We start from the raw sequence: 17,466 nt of genomic DNA, 5'->3' as shown, positions 1-17,466 counted from the left end.
GCCGGACGAACGGCCAGCTTGGTTTAGCGCAGCCCCCTTGCGCCCGCCAATTCGACGGCGGCCCGCATCATAATTTTTCTCTATAGACCGGCGGCCGGAAGCGCCGCGGCGATCAGCCCTTTTCGCGCCGCGCCGCCAGCACCGTGTCGGCGATCGCCCCCAGGTCGCCGCCTTCCGGCACGGAGCAGCCGAGGCTTCCCACCTCGTCGTGCAGTGAAGCGATAGCGTCGGCCAGCGCGCCGCCATTGGCAAAGCCCAGCTCGCGCATGGAATTGGCGGATTCGCGCATCTCGGCGGCCCGGCGCACGCCGTGGCGCATCATCCGCTCGAACTGGTACTCCGCGAATTCCGGCCATCCCAGCACCTTGTAGGAGCCGGAGAGCGACTTGTAGACCTCGTCGAAGCAGCCCGCCTCACGCGCCGCCGAGATCGCCTGCACGGTGATAGCCTCCAGCCCCTTCACGAAGAGCGAGCGGATCATCTTGATCGAGGTCGCCGCGCCCACCTCGTCGCCGGCCACCCGGAAGTCGAAATCGAGCCGCGACAGCGCCTCCGCCACCGCGCCGCCGTGATCGCCGGCCACCAGCACCGGCGTGCGGTGCCCGCGCGGATGCACCGGCGCCATCACCGCCATGTCGAGATAGGCCGCGCCCCTCGCCCGCACCAGCGCGGCGGTGTCCTGCTTGCGCCTGGCCGAGACGGAGTTGATGTCGACATAGACCTGCCCGGCCTTCAGCCCGCCCTCGACGGACTGCGCCGCCTCGAGGCTGCTCGCCGCCGTCACCGCGGCGATCACCCAGTCCGCCCCCTCGATGGCCGCGACCGGCCCCTCCGCCAGCGCGACGCCGAGTTCCGCCGCTGCCGCCTCGACCGGGTCGGCCTCGGCCGTTCCCTGCTTGATGTCGTAGGCGGTGAAGCGCCCGATCCCGAGCGGCTTGAGGCTGGATACGAAGGCGCGCGCCGCCTCGCCGAATCCGATGAAGGCTATGTGCATGGTTTTCCGTCTCTATTCCTGGATATCTATGGTGATGATACCGCCGTCCTGCGCGGCCCGCGACTGGCAGAGCACGATCTCGCTCTCGCGCTGCCGCTTCGACAGCACGAAGTCGCGATGCTCGACCTCGCCGTCCACGAGACCGCATTTGCACACCCCGCATATCCCGTCAGAGCACTTGATGTCGACATGGATGCCGTTCTCGATCAGCACGTCCGCCGCCGACTTGTCGGCGGGCACGGGAATTTCCCGCCCCGATTTCGCCAGTCGCAGCGTGAAGGGATGGTTCTCCCATTCGGGCAGCTCCGGCACCGAGAAATATTCGAGATGCCGCGCCTCCTCCGGGAAGCCCTGCCGCTCCGCCGCATCCATGACGCCCTGCATGTAGCGGTCCGGTCCGCACGTGTAGACATGCCAGCCCTCGCGGTAGCCGGACAGCACCGTGTCGAGATCGGCGCGCGTCCCTTCCGCCGTGAAATGCAGGTGCACCCGGTCCTTCCACGGGAAGGATGCCAGGTCATCGAGGAAGCCGGCGCCCTCGCGCGACTTGGCCGAGTAGTGCACCTCGAAATCGGCGCCGATGGCGTGCAGCCGGTGCGCCATGGCGATCATCGGCGTGATGCCGATTCCGCCGCCCATAAGGAAGGATTTCGTCGCCGTCTCGTCGAGCGGGAAATGGTTGATCGGCTTCGAGATGAACACCTTGCGCCCCTCGGTGAAGATGCGGTGCATCAGCTTCGATCCGCCGCGCCCCTCGTCCTCGCGCAGCACGCCGATCTGGTAGACCGAGCGGTCGGCGGGGTTGCCCGACATCGAGTACTGCCTGAGATATTCCGGCGCGACCACGATATCGAGATGCGCGCCCGCCTCCCATTCCGGCAGGTCGGACCCGTCGAGCGAGCGGAACTCGTACTTGGTCACGTCGGGCGTCATCCTCTCCACCTTCGACACCACGACCCGCAGCACCGGGCTTTCGCCGGCGGCGGTGTAGCGGTGGACATGGCTTTCGTCGCCTTCGGCCAGCCGCCGCCTGTATTCCTCCGCCGTCACCATCGCCTGGTAGGCCTCGATCCCCTTCTCGCGGTCCATCGGGAACGGGTACGGCCAGGGATGCGGCGCAAGGTTCGCCGGGTAGACGGCCAGGGTCTGATCCTCGTATTTCAGTTTGAGATCGCGCTGCAAGTCTCTTGTATTGACTGGTTTTTTCGTCGGCCTGTATGCTCCGTCAGGCTCCAGCTCGATATCCCACCACCATTTCTTGACCGGGTTGATTCCGCCATTGCCGACGGCATCGTCCAGCTTCGCCAGCCACGGCGCGGCCGCGGGAACGTTCGACGCCATCCAGCGGAACGGCGCCTCCGCGAACAGGCCCTCCAGGTTCCACGGGCATGTCTTCATGCAGCGCCCGCACATCGCCCCGCCCTCGGTGGTGATGCGGTAGGTGGCGCATTTCTGGCTGTCGGATTTCCAGATCTCGTAGCCGTTGAACATCAGCTTCGGCCCGGCGGTGATCGCGCCGGAGGGGCATTCCCGCGCGCACTTGTTGCAGTTCTCGCAGAAATTCTGCAGCCCGAAGTCGATCGGCTTGTCGTGCTCCAGAGGCATGGTTGTCGTGACCACGCCGGATTTCAGCCGCGGTCCGAGATAGGGATTGAGGATCACCTCGCCGATCCGGCTGACCTCTCCGAGGCCCGACAGCAGCAGCAGCGGCGGCTGAAGGACCTCGCCGTCGAGGACCGTGTGCGCCTTGGCCTTGTAGCCGAGATTGCGGATCTGCTTGGCGATCACGCCGCCCAGCAGCGAGAAACGCAGATAGGCCCGCATCGACTGGGCGACGGAAATCCAGTCGTCGCCGGACGCGCCCTCCATGGTCTCGTAGCCCTGGTCGATAATCATGGAGATCGCCTGGTCGTGCGGCGGGTCGATCGGCTCGCCGGCGGCATCGTGCGAGTACCAGGTCCAGTCCGGGCAGCGCGACAGGCCGACCGCGTCGACGCCGAGGAAATAGCTTGCGGCCTTGATCGCCTCGGCATTGCGCCGTGCGTCTCGCGTCGAGTCCGCCGCCTCCGGTGCAGGCTCGCCGTCCTGCAACAGCACGAAGGCCCCGAGCACCCGGCGCTGGCCCATCGACGGCGCCGCCTTGCGCGCGTAGTGGCCGCCCTTGGCGCCGTCCTGCACCGCCTTGCCCATGTCGCCGAACTGCGCGCGCGCGAACATGTCGGTGCGCTTGGGCACGCGGGCAACACGCGCCTCGTCGATATGGGTCGTCGGCGTGTCGACGCGCTTCAGCCGCTCGAAGGGATGCGCCCCGTCGACGAAGCGGCGCCTGGCGTAGGGTTCGCGGTTGAAGGCATTCTTGGCGAAGCCCGCGCCCGCCCACCAGGCAGGTCCCTTGGCGCGAAACCACGGCTGCTGGTCGAGCGGCGCCAGCGGCCCGTCGGGCTCCATGGCGAAGGTGGTCGTCACCACCGCGACGCCGAAACGGTCGCCGACATAGGGATTGACCAGCCGGCCGCCCTCGACGCTTGCCAGCCCCGCCGCGACCGCCAGCCGGTTGAGATCGACATCCGTCGAGGTCGCCGTGTGCGCCTTGGCATCGTAGCCCAGCAGGCGAATGTAGTTGGCGATGACGACGGCGGTCTCAGAGGCCCTCAGGCAGGCCCGCTCGGCCTGCGCGTCGAGGATCCATTCCGCGCCCGGCTCGTCCGGATCGGGGTCGCGCGGATACTCGTAGAGAAACACCGCCGCATGGCTATGGCCGTCGATGGTCGATGGAGGCGCCTCCATCGATTCCTTCAGGTCGGCCATGATCAGGTCGATGCCGGAAGCCAGCGTCTTCGTCTGGCGCGTTCTCAGGTCGTGCGCCAGCCGGTCGATCCCGGGATTGCGGATCGGCTCCGCCAGCAGCGCGTCTTCCGGCAACGGTCCTATGCCGACCATGCTGGCATCGGAAAAATAGCCAAAGCCCTTGATGTGATTCGCCCTTTCGACCGGGTCATCGGGGCACTCCGCCCGTGCCCTGTTGACCAGCCCGTCGCGGATCGCGTCCATCATCGCCTGGTACTCGCCCATGGCGTTGACCAGGCTTTCCGGCCTGTCGGGCCGGCTGAATGTCAGGCGTGCCATCGGCGGCACGGCCGAGAGATCCGGCATCGCGTCGGCCCGCTTCAGCCGTTCCAGCGGATACGGCCCCATGTGAACCGGCCGATGCTTGTCGGAAAAGAATCGTATGCCCAAGAAACCCTCCCCAGCCATGCATGACGCCTTGAGCGACCGGCGCCATTCAGTTTGGATACATTAATATTGGAAAATCGCGGTTGTCACGTATTATTGTGCGGCGATAACGAGATTATGTATCCATAATGGAGCATCGAATGGAATCCTGCGCGCAACGTGTCCTGGCGATCGTCCGCAGCAAGGTCGTCAATGGCGACTACGGCCCCGACGACCGAATATCGGAGGTTGCCATCGCCGAGGAGCTGGGTGTCTCGCGCACCCCGGCGCGCACGGCGCTGGCCGCGCTGGAGGCGGAGGGGCTGATCGAGAAGCGCAGGGGCCGCGGCTACTCCGTGCGCCCGTTCGATGCCGACGGCATCCGCGGCACGATCGAGATCCGCGCAGTGCTGGAGGGGCTGGCCGCGCGCACGCTCGCCATGAACGGCATCGCGCCGGAAACCGAGGCAAGGCTCGTCGGCTCGATCGAGCGAATGGCGGCGGCGCTGGAAAATGCCGGTCCGACGTTGATGGACGAGTATCAGGCATCGAACACCGTGTTCCACGAAACGATCATGCATGAGTGCGGCAACGGGATGATCGCCCATACCTTTGAACGCATCCGCCACCTGCCCTTCGCGGCGCTTGGCACCCTCGCCTTCGAGAACGCCGATCACGAGCGCGAGCGCACCCGGCTCATGGTCGGCTATTCCCAGCACGTCATCATTCTCGACGCGATCCGCAAGCGCGATGCCGCCCGCGCCGAGGCCATGATGCGCGAGCACAGCCACGCGACGCTCAACTATTCCGACCTTTTCTCGCCGAAGGACTGACGCCCTGCCCGTTCGGTGGATCGAATTTTCCGGATGGCCCGGAAGTCCGGCGTTTCCCCGGAAACTTGTCCACCCCTCTCCCGCCTCCCTTATCCTTCTTCCCGCCGCATGGTGCGGCCTGGGAGACGGACGATGCAGTTCGACTGGACACTGGCGATAGAGAGGAACAGGAAGGACTTGCTGCGCATATTGCGCGACCTCTTCGCGCTCGCCGGGCTGGATTTCGACGCGGCGCCCGCTGCCGCCGGCCATGATCCCGCCTCCGGTCCCCATGAAGCCCCGGAGGGCGACGCCGGCTCGTTCGCCCTTCCGTCGGTCCTCCCGGCCACCCTGCCGCGTTACGCCGTTCTCCACGTCCGCCGCATCCTGCGCTCCGCCGAGGCCGCGGTGCGAAGGCTGATCGTCATTGCCGCGCGGGACATCGAGGTGCGGGTCCGCCATGCGCCTGCCTTGAAGCCGAAGAAGGGGCGCGATGCCGGAGAAGCGCGCCCTCCCTTCTCCCCCGGCGAATCGCTTCGGGCGACGAACGCGCCATGCGGCGGGGTCGCCGGCCATGGAGCCGCCCCCGTCACCGTCACCATCCGCCCCGAGCCGCCCGCGCCGCCGGAAAAACCAGCCGCGTCCGCCCCGCAGCTCGTCCGCGTGCCGGTGAACCTGGGGCTGGCCAACATCCGCCACCTTCCCGAGCCGGAACCCGAGGAGGACGACATGGACGGGCCGGTGCCGCTCGGCCCCATCCCGGCCTTTCCGCTGGTCGATCCGCGCAAGCGCTTCGATTTCACCCGTCCCCGCAGGCGCTACGGCCGCAGCCGTCCGCGCATCCGCCTGCTGGGCGACAACCCGTTCCCGGTCTACATGCGCCGCCCGCCGGAGCCGGAACCCGACCTGCGCCTGCCGGGCGATGCCGTTCCCGCCGTCACCCTGCTGCGCCGCCTGGTCTCGGCGCGCATGGCGCTGGACAACATCGACCGCGAGGCCCGGCGCCTTGCCCGTCACGAGGCGCGCCGCCGCCACCGTCCCATAGACAGCCGGAAGGTCATCTACACCGCCATGCGCCCCGGCCCGCCGCCGGGATACCGGAAGCGGAAACGCCACGCCATCGACGAGGTTCTGAGGGAATGCCAGCGTCTCGCCTTCTGGGCCACGAAGGACGACCCGTAGCGGCAAGCGCATGGCGGATCACGGGAAACCCGGCCTCGGCGACGAGGCGCGGGCCCGGTGTCGTGCGCCCTATTTCGGCGCCATGCGGATCGCGCCGTCGAGCCGCACCACCTCGCCGTTCATGTAGCTGTTCTCGACCATGAACCGCACCAGTTCGGCGAACTCGGACGGCTTGCCGAGACGCGACGGGAACGGGATTGCCGCTGCCAGGCTCTGCTGCACCTCTTCCGACAGCGACTGCAGCAGCGGCGTCAGGAAAATGCCCGGCGCGATGGTGTTGACGCGGATGCCGGACCGCGCCAGTTCGCGCGCCGCCGGCAGGCCGAGCGAGACGATGCCGCCCTTGGAAGCGGCATAGGCCGCCTGCCCGATCTGGCCGTCGAAGGCGGCCACCGAGGCGGTATTGACGATGACGCCCCGCTCGTTGTCCTCCAGCGGCTCCTGCGCCGCCATCCGCGCCGACGCCACGCGCAGCATGTTGAATGTGCCGATCAGGTTGACGCGGATCACCTTCTCGAAATCGGCCAGCGGCTGCGGGTTGCCGTCGCGGTTGACGATGCGGCCCGGCGTGCCGACGCCGGCGCAATTGACGAGGATCCGCAGGTTGCCGAAGCTTTCGATCGCCGCGTCCACGGCGCGGTCGGCATCCTCTTCATTGGCCACGTCCCCCGCCACGGCCACGCCGCCGGCCTCCTGCGCCGCCTTCGCGGCGGCCTCCGCGTTCAGGTCGAAAACGACGACCTTCGCGCCCGCCTTCGCGAACAGTTCCACCACGGCCCGGCCGAGACCGGAAGCTCCGCCCGTGACGATTGCACCTGCACCTTCGAGTTTCATGACGCCTCCCTTTTCTTGCGCGCAAGGAACACGCGCCGGTCATGATCGTTATAGAGAGATTCCGCAAGCTCCTCGCGATTGCGCAGGACCGCCCGCTGGTTGACGGAGCCCTTGTCGGTGATCTCGCCAGCGTCGAAGGACAGCTCCTCCGACAGGAAGATCGCCCGCACCACGCGGGTCGCCGAGCCGGTCGCCTGCGCCGCGTGGGCGTCGAGCAGTTCCTCCATCTTCGCCCGCACCGCATCATGCGCCAGCACCTCGAGGTCGCTCATTTCCTGGCCGCCATCGATCAGCGCGCGCAGCTTCGGATAGAACGGAATGAGGATGGCGCCCAGCTCGTCGCGGTTCTCGCCGACCAGCACGACGTCGCGCACATAGCCCTCGAACTGGTCCACCAGCTTCGCCCGCAGCGCGCCGACGCCGACCCAGGTTCCGGTGCGCAGCTTGAAGTTCTCGGTGATGCGCCCGTCGAAATGGAATCCCCTCGCCGGGTCGCCGGGGACCGCGAAGCGCAGCGCGTCGCCCAGCCTGTAGAATCCCTCCTCGTCGAAGGCCTCGCGGGACAGCTTCTCGTTGCGCCAGTAGCCGGGCGTCACGTTCGGCCCCTTCAGCCGCGCTTCCAGCTTGTCGCCATGCGGCACCAGCTTCAGCTCGATGCCCTGCGCCGGAACGCCGACATTGCCCGCGATCTCCTGCTCTTCCATGCACATCAATGCGAATGGCGATGTCTCGGTCGCTCCGAGCCCGCTACCGAGAAAGACGCGATGGCCCGTGGTCTGCACGGCGAACTCGTTCAGCCGGTCCCAGGTATGCTGGCCCATGGCCGCCGCCGCATACATCATCATCCTGAGGCGGCGAAAGAAGCTCTCGCGCAGCCTGTCGTCGGTCTCCATCGCGTCGACAAGCATCTCGTATCCCGCCGGCACGTTGAAATACCAGGTTGGTGACACGTCGCGCAGGTTGCGGATGGTTTCCTTTATCCCCGCCGGCGACGGCTTGCCGTGATCGATATGGTATGTGCCGCCATTGTGGATGACGAGATTGAACACCTTGTTGCCGCTGGCGACATGGCTCCACGGCGCCCAGTCCACCACGACCGGGGGCTCGTCGCGCATGAAGGCGTAACAGTCCGTGGCCATCTCGATGTTCGAGCACAGCATCCGGTGCGTCGTGATGACCGCCTTGGGCGATCCCGTCGTGCCGGAGGTGAAAAGGAACTTGGCGACGGTATCGGGGCCGACCGCCTCGTGCGCCGCGTCGACTTCCGGCCCGGGCTGCGTGCCGACGACATCGTCGAACAGGTGGCATTCCCGCCCGCCGCCGAACGGTTCCGTTACGACGACAATGCCGACATCGGGTCCGAACACCATCTCGATCGCGCGCTGGTAGGCCGAACCGTCCTGGGCGAAGACCATGCCCGGCGTCAGCTGCGCGGCAATGTCCTTCAGCTTGGCGCAGTCCTCCGAGATCAGCGAATAGGCTGTCGAAACCGCCGCCGAGGGAATTCCCGCATGCTGCGCGCCCAGCGCCATCAGCGCGTGCTCGATGGAATTGTGCGACAGGATCAGCAGCGGACGTTCCGCCGAGAGATTGTTTTCGAGCAGGAATGCCGAGATCGCCCGCACCTTCACCAGCGCCTCGCCGTAGGTCACCTTGCGCCATTCGCCGGATGCGTCGCGCTCGGCCATCCACGGCCGGTCCGGCGCCCTTTCCGCCCAATGGACCAGCCGGTCGGTCACCCTGTCCGGATAGGCGCCCAGCGTATCCTTGCGACGGATGATCCAGGTCCCGTCGGGACGTTGTTCCGAGTCGATTTCCGGAGACCAGGTCTTGATCTCCCTGAGCGGAGCATTGGACATCCATTCCTCCCAGATCGGTCCGTATCCGTGCCGCGCAAACCGAATGCGGTTGACGCGATCAGCTGCGTTCGTATAATTCAAAACATTATCCCAGTAAACAATTTCGGCGGCATATTCCCCGACTCGAACGGACGGATGCAAGGCATGAACAAGGTGGTTGACGGTGGTTTCGTCACATATGAACTGGATGGCGACGTTGCGGTCATCGGCCTGAACCGCCCGCAAAAGCGCAACGCGATCAGCGACGCATTCGTCGAGGCCATTGCCGAGGCGGTCATGCGCGCCGAAAGCGAGGCGAAGGCGGGCGTCATCTTCGGTCACGGCGATCACTTCTGCGCGGGCCTCGACCTTGCCGAGCATGTAAAGAAGACTCCCTTCGAGGGCGTGCGCGGGTCGCGGCGCTGGCACACCGTGTTCGCGATGATCGAGCATGGTGCGATACCTTGGGTATCCGCGCTTCACGGCGCCGTGGTCGGCGGCGGTCTGGAACTGGCCTCCTCCACCCATATCCGCGTGGCTGACAGGACCGCCTTCTTTGCCCTGCCCGAAGGCCAGCGCGGCATTTTCGTCGGCGGCGGCGGCTCGGTCCGCGCTGCGCGCCTGATGGGCGCCGCGCGCATGACCGACATGATGCTGACCGGGCGGGTCGCTTCGGCCGAGGAAGCGGAACGCTGGAACCTGATCCAGTACCTGGTCGAACCGGGCGAGGCCCGGACCAGGGCGATGGAACTGGCAAAATCGGCCGCCAGCAATGCCGAGCTCTCCAATTTCGCGATCATCCATGCATTGCCGCGCATCCAGGACATGGCGAAGGAGGACGGCCTGTTCGTGGAATCGCTGATGGCCTCGTTCACGGCCACCAGCCCGGAAGCCGAAGAGCGCCTCCGTGCGTTCCTGGAGAAACGAACCAAGCGGCTGAACATTCCCGAGAAGGACTGACATGCCCGCAATCGCCGAGAATGATGCAACGACGGAAGAAGAGATCGATCTTCGCGACCTGACGGATTCGATCGGCTTTCTGACGCGCCTCGCGCAGGTCAGGACATACGAGGTCTTTTTCGAGGATCTTGGCTCGCACGGCCTGCGGCCGGGCGAGTTCTCGACCCTGCTTCTGATCGGGCGCAATCCCGGCATCCGGCAGGGGCTGGTCGCCCAGACGCTGCGCATCAAGCCGGCACACATGACCAAGCTGATCCGCGCCTTCGAGGATCGCGGCCTGGTGGAGAGGACCATTCCCGATCACGACCGCCGGTCCGTCCGCCTGACCCTCACGGAGGCCGGACGGGAATTTCTCGGAAACTACCGCGAATCATTCAAGCAGCACGAGAAGAACCTGAACGCCCCCCTGACCGACTCGGAACTGGTCACGCTCAGGCGACTGCTGCGCAAATATGCCGGGTTTCCCGGAGAGGAGCAAAAGTGAATTTCGACGCCCTAAAAGCTTTCGACATCCATACCCATGCCGAGGAGCCGTGCTGCGGACACCGCGATGACGGCTACGACGAGTTCCAGGCCGGCATGGCGAAATATTTCAGGAACCCGGCCGGCAAGGACGGAATGCTTCCGAGTGTGCAGGACACGGCGGCCTATTACCGCGAGCGCAACATCGGCTGCGTGATCTTCCCTGTCGATGCCGAGCGCGAAACCGGTTTCCGCCGCTACTCCAACGAGGAGGTCGCCGAGATCGCGGCGGAGAATTCCGACATCATGGTGCCCTTTGCCTCCATCGATCCGGCGAAGGGAAAGGCCGGCGCCCGCGAGGCGCGCCGCCTGGTGCGCGAATTCGGCGTTCGCGGCTTCAAGTTTCATCCCACCATGCAGGGTTTCTTCCCCAACGAGCGCTGGGCCTATCCGCTTTACGAGGCAATCGCCGAGGAAGGAGCGGTCATGCTGTTCCATTCCGGCCAGACGGGAGTCGGTTCCGGCATGCACGGCGGCATGGGCATGCGCCTGAAATACTCCAACCCGGTGCATGTCGACGACGTGGCGGTCGACTTTCCGGACACGCCGATCATCCTCGCCCACCCGTCCTTCCCCTGGACCGAGGAGGGCCTGATGGTCGCGCAGCACAAGCCCAACGTCTACATCGACATGTCCGGCTGGTCGCCGAAATACTTCCCGCCGATCTTCGTGCATTACGCCAACACACTCCTCAAGGAGAAGATGTTGTTCGGATCGGACTGGCCCGCGATCACGCCCGACCGGTGGCTCAACGACTTCGAAAAGATCGAGATCAGGGACGAGGTGCGCCCCCTGATCTTGAAGGAGAACGCGAGGAGGATCCTCGGTCTCTGATCTGGCTATGCATCTTGGGAGGAAAATCATGAAACGACTGCTTTCGACCCTGCTTGCGGCATCGGCACTGATGCTCGGCGCCGCCAACATTGCGGATGCGCGCGAACTGCGCATTGCGCCCGGCGCCCCACCGGCCCATCCGTCCAACAGCCATCTCTACCAGAAGATGGTCGAATATCTTCCCGAGGAATCCGACGGACGGCTCACCGCCAAGGTCCTGGGTCCGGAAGTGGTCGGACTCGGCCAGATGAAGGATGCGTTGCAGACCCAGATCGCCGAGGTCGGCAATCTGCTTCCGCTTTATTTCCCCGCTGACCTGCCGATGATGGCTGTCACCGGGCAGTTGTCGCTGATCGGCACCAACTCCCAGGCGATGGGAGCCGCCGTGACCGAGTTCATAGTCAACTGCGCGCCCTGCCAGGAGGAAATGAAGAAGCTCGGCTTCGTCTTCCTCGGATCCGGTGCGTCCGATGTCTACGAGTTCATGACCACCAAGCCGGTACGCACCGCCGAGGACCTGAAGGGACTGCGCCTGCGCTCCGGCGGCGCGCCCTGGGCGCGCCTGGCGGAACATTTCGGCGCCGCTCCTGCACAGATCTCCGTGCTCGACCAGTTCGAAGCGATCAATTCGGGCACCATCGACGGCACGATGGCATCGGTCGCCGACATGCTGTCCTTCCGCCTCGTCGAGGTCGTGAAATACGTCACGCCCGCGCCGCTCGGACTGTATCACTCCACCTCCAACTTCACGGTGGCCAAACCGACCTGGGACAGCCTCTCGGCAGAGGACCGTGCCGCCATGGTCCGCGCCGCCAACCGTGCCAATGCGGACTTCACCAACCGTTGGGGCCGGGACATGCCGGAGGAGGCCGAGGCCGCTGCCCGGGAGGCCGGCATCGAGTTCATCGAGGCGGATCCGTCGCTGATACAGGCGATCGAGGATTTCGTGCAGGCCGATATAAAGACGGCCGGCGAATTCTCCAGGGAACAGTTCGGCATTTCGGACGCGCCGGAACAGATCCAGCAGTTCCTCGGACTTGTCGAAAAATGGCAGGCCATAGCCGCGGAAGTGGACAGCGATCCGGAAGCCATGGCCGAACGGGTCTACGAAGAGGTCTGGTCGAAAGTCGATGTCTCGACCTACGGCGGCTGATCTCCCCGCAGACAACCGGGAGCCTCGAGGCTCCCGGGCTTGTTCTCCGGTCACCACCGTTTGAGGATTTCCCCCATGCGCCTGCTGTATCGCCTGCAGGATGGCTTCCTTGCCCTTCTCGCACTGATCGGTGCCCTGGCCATCGTCGCGCTGATGATCCACGTCGTTACGGACGTGGCCTTGCGCAACACGACCAACACGCCCATTCCGGCCACCTATGAGATCGTAACCAACTACTACATGATCGCGCTTGCATTCGTTCCCCTGGCCTGGGTCGAACGGCGCGGCGGCATGGTGCAGGTCGAAGTGATCGAGCCACTTCTGAACGCCCGCGCGCTGCTCTGGTCGGATCGGCTGGTCGCCCTGGTTTCGACGATCGTGTATGGCGCGCTGACATGGGTGACGTGGCTCACCGCGTTGAAGAATTTCGAAACCGGCGTCTTCGTCATGGCCCAGAACCTCGCCTTCCCGACCTGGCCGGCCTACTTCCTCGTGCCGCTCGGTTTCGGGCTCGCCGCGCTCACCACCTTCATCCGCATGATCCTGCCACGGCGGGACACCGGACATCCGGAGATCGCAGGATGAGTGTCGCGACCGGTTTTGCTGGCATCATCGCCCTTTTTCTGCTCCTCGCGCTGCGCGTTCCCGTGGCCCTGGCGCTCATCGCCGTGCCGGTGCTCGGCATCGCCTGGCTTCTCGGTTGGGCTCCGGCGATCGGGCTCTTGTCCTCGACGCCGTTTTCCTTCGTCGCCAACTGGACCCTGTCGGCCGTGCCCATGTTCCTCCTGATGGGCTTTCTTGCTTTCCACACCGGGCTGACCGGCGGTCTGTTCGATGCAGCAAAGGCGGTGCTGCGCCGCATTCCCGGCGCGCTCGCGATTTCCTCGATCTTCGCCTGCTCGGGATTCGCGGCAGTCTGCGGGTCGTCGCTCGCCACCGCCGCCGCCATGGGCCGGATCGCGATTCCGGAAATGGTGAAGTCGGGCTATTCGCCGAGTTTCGCGACCGGGTCGATCGCTGCCGGCGGCACCATCGGCGCACTCATCCCGCCGTCCATCCTGATGATCGTCTATGGCGTTTTCGCCGAGACATCCGTGATCAAGGTCTTCGTGGGTGGCATCACGATCGGACTGCTGACCGCCCTCGCCTATTCCATCGTGGTCCTGCTGACCTGCTGGCTGCGACCGGACATTGCGCCACCGCGCCCGCTCGATGCCGAAAAGATCGACCGACGCAGGGCCATCCTCGATATCTGGCCTGTTCTGCTGCTCATGCTCGTGGTTTTCGGCGGCCTTTTCTCGGGCGTCTTCACGGCCACGGAGGCCGGCGCCGTTGGGGCACTCGGCGCGATCCTGATCTCGCTCGCCATGCGGCGCCTCACATGGGACATCTTCAAGACATCGATGATCGAGACGCTGATGACCTCGTCATCGCTGTTCATTATCGGCGTCGGTGCATCCATGTTTACCCGGTTCCTCGGCCTCACCGGGCTGACGGGTTTCATCTCCGGCGCGGTTAGCGGCGCCGGCCTCGGCTATGTCGAACTGATGCTCATCGTCGTGGTGCTTTACCTGCTCCTCGGAATGTTCATGGAGCCGTTCGGCGCGATGCTGGTAACCCTTCCGGTCCTTCTGCCGATCTTCAAGGCCCAGGGTATCGACCTCGTCTGGTTCGGAGTTCTCTGCGTCAAGCTTCTGGAAATCGGCATGATCACGCCGCCCGTCGGCCTGAATGTCTTCGTCATACGAAACGTGGCCAGCGAATACGCCACGGTCGTTCAGATATTCAAGGGCGTCATTCCCTTCCTGCTAGCCGACCTGGTCATCGTGGCGGTCATGATCTCCTTCCCGGCGATCGTCCTGTTCCTGCCATCACTGATGAACTGATTTCCGGAGTGCGGAAACGACAAGCCCGGGTGCTTTCCGATTGCACCCGGGCCGAATTCGCGGTCTAGCGGCGGCGAAGCCTAGAAAGGCAGGCCGACATAGTTCTCGGCAAGCGAGCCGAGCGCCTTTTCCGACGAGAACAGGTACTCCAGATCGGTCTGCTGGAGCTTCTGGTCGTAGGGAATCCTGTCGGGGAAGGTATGCAGCAGCGTCGTCATCCACCAAGAGAACCGCTGCGCCTTCCACACCCGGGCAAGTGCCTTGGCGGAATAGTTCTCGAGCCCCTCGTCGCTGCCGTTGATGTAGTGATCCACCATCGCATGGTAGAGGTAATAGATGTCCGATGCCGCGCTGTTCAGGCCGCGCGCACCGGTCGGCGGCACGATATGCGCCGCGTCGCCTGCCAGGAAGAGGTTTCCGTAACGCATCGGTTCGGCGACGAAGGAACGCAGCGGCGCAATCGACTTCTCGATTGACGGTCCGGTTTCGAGGCGCGCGGACACCTCCTCCGGAAGGCGGCGTTTCAGCTCGGCCCAGAACGCGTCGTCGGACCAGTCCTCGACCGTGTCGGTGAGCGGAACCTGGATGTAGTAGCGGCTGAGCACCTGGGAGCGGAGCGAACAAAGCGCGAAGCCCCGCGGGTGCTTGGCATAAATCAGTTCCGGCGACACCGGCTTGGTCCGCGACAGGACGCCGAGCCACCCGAACGGGTAGACCTTTTCGTATTCTGTAATGGCGTCGCGCGGGATCGACTTGCGGCTGACGCCGTGGAAGCCGTCCGCCCCGATCACGAAGTCGCAGTCGATGCGAATGACCTCGTCGCCCTTGCGATAGGTCACGTAGGGCTTGTCCGAGGTCAGGTCATGGGGCGTCACGTCTTCCGCATTGTGGATGACCACGCCGTTCATCTTGTCGCGCGCTTCATAAAGGTCGCGCGTGAGCTCGGTCTGCCCGTAGACCACCACCGAAGAGCCGCCGCTGTACTTGTGCAGGTCCACCCGGTCGAGCACCCCGTCATGGGCAATGTAGAAGCCTTCATGGATCTCGCCTTCGCGATCCATGCGTTCGCCGCACTGCGCCTCGCGCATCAGTTCCGCGAAGCCGTGCTCCAGCACGCCGGCACGAATACGCGACAGGACATATTCCCGGCTGCGCTTCTCCAGCACCACCGTGTCGATGCCCTTCAGGTGCAAGAGCTGCGACAGCATCAGCCCCGACGGACCGCCACCGATAATGCAAACCTGCGTTTTCATGACGTTTCCTCCATTTTTGGACGAAACTACCGAACGGCACGGCAGAATGAATGGACGTCACGGGATATCTCTTGTACAAATCGAACATGGAAAAGCCCGATCCGTCGTCGATACTCAACTGCAACCTGTTTGGCGAAGCCGGCGACCTGCCGGATGTCGTGCATTGCGAGACCATCGAGACACGCTCGAAGCTGCACGACTGGGAGCTCGTTCCCCACCGCCACGCCCGCCTCCATCAGGTTCTCCTGATCGAAGCTGGCGGCGGTCGCGCCACGCTAGAAGACGATGCATGGCCGCTTGGCCCTCATACCCTCGTCAATGTGCCGACCGGTGCCGTGCACGGCTTTTCCTTCACGCCGGGCACCGAGGGCTGGGTGGTGACGATTGCCTCCGAAATGATGGACGAGACGCTCGAGCCATCCGAAGGCCTGCGGCATGCGCTTGCCCGTCCGGCCGTCTTTCCCGCCGACTCGATGGCCCGACCATTGATGCAGCAGATCTTCACCGAACATGCTGGCCGCGGCTATGCCCGCGCGCAGATCCTCAGATCGCTGACCGGCGTACTGCTAGGTCGCGTGGCCCGTGGCCTGTCCGATGACGGGATTGCGACCGGCAACCCCGACGGCTCCGGATTGTTCCGACGTTTCGAAACTTTGGTGGAGGAGCATTTTCTCGAACACTGGTCCGTTGCCGACTACGCCAAGGCACTTTCCGTATCTCCGACGCATCTCAGCCGCGTCACCCGCGCGGCGATCGGACAGCCGGCATCCCGTGTCATAGAGGACCGCATGATCCGCGAGGCGCGTCGCAATCTCGTCTACACCAACCTGCCCGTCTCTCGCATCGCCTATGCCCTCGGCTACAACGACCCGGCCTATTTCAGCCGCGTTTTCTCCCAGGCGACAGGCATGGCGCCACGGGATTTCCGCGAGCGCGTCGGCGGGACGCAGGGCGCCGCCGCTTGACATGGCGCTGGCAGGTTTGAACGTTCTGTTGGCCGCGCTTCACGAATGCGGGGTTTCCGCCCCTCCTCTGACACCCGCGGATATCGAGGACGCTACCGACGAGAAGGGAGCCTATGTCCTTCTGGTTCGCCTCGCCGGGCCACTGGAAACCCGGCTCCCGGGCACCGGAAGACTCGAGCTGCGCCCCGGCTGGTATGCCTATTGCGGCAGCGCCCGGGGCCCCGGCGGCCTGCGCGCGCGATTGCGACGTCATTTCCGCCACGACAAGAACCTGCATTGGCATATCGATCGTCTGACGGTCGCGGCCGATGCTCTCGCGGCCTTGCCCGTACCGGGCGGAAATGAATGCGGCCTCGTACAGCGGCTGCTCCGGCACCCGGCCCTCGACATCGCGGTCCGCGGCTTCGGCAGCACCGACTGCCGGACCTGCGAGTCGCATCTCCTGAAATTCGATGGCGACACATCTCGTGTTGCGCCTCGGCAACCGTCCGAACTGGCCGATTCGCGAAAACGAGGTCCGGATTCGTGAATGATGGGACGATATACTGGTGCCCCCGGACGGACTCGAAAAAACGCTGGAACCCCTTGTTTTCCGGCATCAATGTGCCCCACGCGCCATGCGCTTACGGTCACTATGAATCAATCGGTTACATGGCGGGTGCCCCACGCCATCAACAGTTTTCGGGGCCTGTGGAAAAGGGTAGAGAGAATGGCCACGGGAGAGCACGAACGTATCCTTGCATTGGCTAAGTCAGCGTTCGAGGCGGAGAAGTCTGGATTGTGGAAGATCGATCCTGAAACCGCATCCGAGATACACGGCGAACGATGCGAGGCGTTGTGGCAGGAACTTCGGCGGCAGGTAAGCGAAGCCGGTGCCGGTAGCATCCCGTCCCGCCCATCCAGAGCAGAATTGGAGCTCCAGTGGAAGAAAGAATTTGTCGCGAAATTGAGGGAACGGCTTCCCGATCTGGTTTCGGAAGCGATCGAAGCCTAACCCACCACTGTAGAAAGGATAGGAAG

General features: G+C 64.8%; 16 protein-coding genes. 11 read left to right on the top strand and 5 right to left on the bottom strand.

Annotated features, from left to right (window positions below; genetic code table 11):
- Window positions 1–112: 112 nt before the first annotated feature.
- Together HTY61_RS05155 and HTY61_RS05150 are read right to left on the bottom strand one after the other, a co-directional pair.
- Window positions 113–994, bottom strand: a complete 882-nt coding sequence (locus HTY61_RS05155; protein WP_175275788.1) for an NAD(P)-dependent oxidoreductase — start codon at window positions 992–994, stop codon at window positions 113–115.
- 12 nt (window positions 995–1,006) lie between these two features.
- A complete protein-coding gene (locus HTY61_RS05150) occupies window positions 1,007–4,231 on the bottom strand; it encodes a 2Fe-2S iron-sulfur cluster-binding protein (RefSeq protein ID WP_246272936.1) in 3,225 nt (1,074 codons plus the stop codon).
- A 137-nt stretch (window positions 4,232–4,368) separates the two neighbouring features.
- Here HTY61_RS05150 and HTY61_RS05145 point away from each other — a divergent pair, with 137 nt between their 5' ends.
- The gene (locus HTY61_RS05145; RefSeq protein ID WP_175275787.1) at window positions 4,369–5,040 is read left to right on the top strand and encodes a GntR family transcriptional regulator; all 672 of its coding nucleotides are present in this window, start codon (window positions 4,369–4,371) and stop codon (window positions 5,038–5,040) included.
- A 132-nt stretch (window positions 5,041–5,172) separates the two neighbouring features.
- A complete protein-coding gene (locus HTY61_RS05140) occupies window positions 5,173–6,201 on the top strand; it encodes a hypothetical protein (protein WP_175275786.1) in 1,029 nt (342 codons plus the stop codon).
- A 69-nt stretch (window positions 6,202–6,270) separates the two neighbouring features.
- On the opposite strand, the gene HTY61_RS05135 is transcribed toward HTY61_RS05140, so the two are convergent.
- Both HTY61_RS05135 and HTY61_RS05130 read right to left on the bottom strand, forming a co-directional pair.
- A complete protein-coding gene (locus HTY61_RS05135) occupies window positions 6,271–7,035 on the bottom strand; it encodes an SDR family NAD(P)-dependent oxidoreductase (protein ID WP_175275785.1) in 765 nt (254 codons plus the stop codon).
- Window positions 7,032–8,894, bottom strand: coding sequence for a feruloyl-CoA synthase (locus HTY61_RS05130; protein ID WP_175275784.1), 1,863 nt, complete (start codon window positions 8,892–8,894; stop codon window positions 7,032–7,034). Before HTY61_RS05130 ends, HTY61_RS05135 begins: the two co-directional genes overlap by 4 nt.
- A 144-nt stretch (window positions 8,895–9,038) precedes the next feature.
- Between HTY61_RS05130 and HTY61_RS05125 the strand changes: the two genes are divergently transcribed.
- The 6 genes from HTY61_RS05125 (at window position 9,039) to HTY61_RS05100 (ending at window position 14,228) form a co-directional block, all read left to right on the top strand.
- Window positions 9,039–9,833, top strand: a complete 795-nt coding sequence (locus HTY61_RS05125; RefSeq protein WP_175275783.1) for a crotonase/enoyl-CoA hydratase family protein — start codon at window positions 9,039–9,041, stop codon at window positions 9,831–9,833.
- Between the two features lies 1 nt (window position 9,834).
- Window positions 9,835–10,317, top strand: a complete 483-nt coding sequence (locus HTY61_RS05120) for a MarR family winged helix-turn-helix transcriptional regulator (RefSeq protein WP_175275782.1) — start codon at window positions 9,835–9,837, stop codon at window positions 10,315–10,317.
- The gene (locus HTY61_RS05115; RefSeq protein ID WP_175275781.1) at window positions 10,314–11,189 is read left to right on the top strand and encodes an amidohydrolase family protein; all 876 of its coding nucleotides are present in this window, start codon (window positions 10,314–10,316) and stop codon (window positions 11,187–11,189) included. Before HTY61_RS05120 ends, HTY61_RS05115 begins: the two co-directional genes overlap by 4 nt.
- 28 nt (window positions 11,190–11,217) lie before the next feature.
- Window positions 11,218–12,342, top strand: a complete 1,125-nt coding sequence (locus HTY61_RS05110; RefSeq protein WP_175275780.1) for a C4-dicarboxylate TRAP transporter substrate-binding protein — start codon at window positions 11,218–11,220, stop codon at window positions 12,340–12,342.
- Between the two features lie 75 nt (window positions 12,343–12,417).
- Entirely contained in the window at window positions 12,418–12,927 is a 510-nt protein-coding gene (locus HTY61_RS05105; RefSeq protein ID WP_175275779.1) for a TRAP transporter small permease, read from the top strand.
- Window positions 12,924–14,228: a TRAP transporter large permease gene (locus HTY61_RS05100; RefSeq protein ID WP_175275778.1), complete on the top strand. Its 1,305-nt coding sequence runs from the start codon at window positions 12,924–12,926 to the stop codon at window positions 14,226–14,228. Before HTY61_RS05105 ends, HTY61_RS05100 begins: the two co-directional genes overlap by 4 nt.
- A gap of 80 nt (window positions 14,229–14,308) precedes the next feature.
- Here HTY61_RS05100 and pobA read toward each other — a convergent pair whose 3' ends face one another.
- Entirely contained in the window at window positions 14,309–15,481 is a 1,173-nt protein-coding gene (gene pobA, locus HTY61_RS05095; RefSeq protein WP_175275777.1) for a 4-hydroxybenzoate 3-monooxygenase, read from the bottom strand.
- Between the two features lie 50 nt (window positions 15,482–15,531).
- Between pobA and HTY61_RS05090 the strand changes: the two genes are divergently transcribed.
- The 3 genes from HTY61_RS05090 to HTY61_RS05080 all read left to right on the top strand — a co-directional run bounded on the left by HTY61_RS05090 (window position 15,532) and on the right by HTY61_RS05080 (window position 17,440).
- Entirely contained in the window at window positions 15,532–16,446 is a 915-nt protein-coding gene (locus HTY61_RS05090) for a helix-turn-helix domain-containing protein (RefSeq protein ID WP_175275776.1), read from the top strand.
- A 28-nt stretch (window positions 16,447–16,474) separates the two neighbouring features.
- Window positions 16,475–16,975 (top strand): GIY-YIG nuclease family protein, encoded by a 501-nt coding sequence (locus HTY61_RS05085; protein ID WP_246272935.1) that lies wholly within the window; start codon window positions 16,475–16,477, stop codon window positions 16,973–16,975.
- A gap of 180 nt (window positions 16,976–17,155) precedes the next feature.
- Entirely contained in the window at window positions 17,156–17,440 is a 285-nt protein-coding gene (locus HTY61_RS05080) for a hypothetical protein (protein WP_175275774.1), read from the top strand.
- Window positions 17,441–17,466: the final 26 nt, after the last annotated feature.

The organism is Oricola thermophila, assembly GCF_013358405.1.
GTDB classification, from domain to species: domain Bacteria; phylum Pseudomonadota; class Alphaproteobacteria; order Rhizobiales; family Rhizobiaceae; genus Oricola; species Oricola thermophila.
Note: the sequence above shows the minus strand (reverse complement) of the source record. Positions and strands in the feature narration are given on the sequence as shown.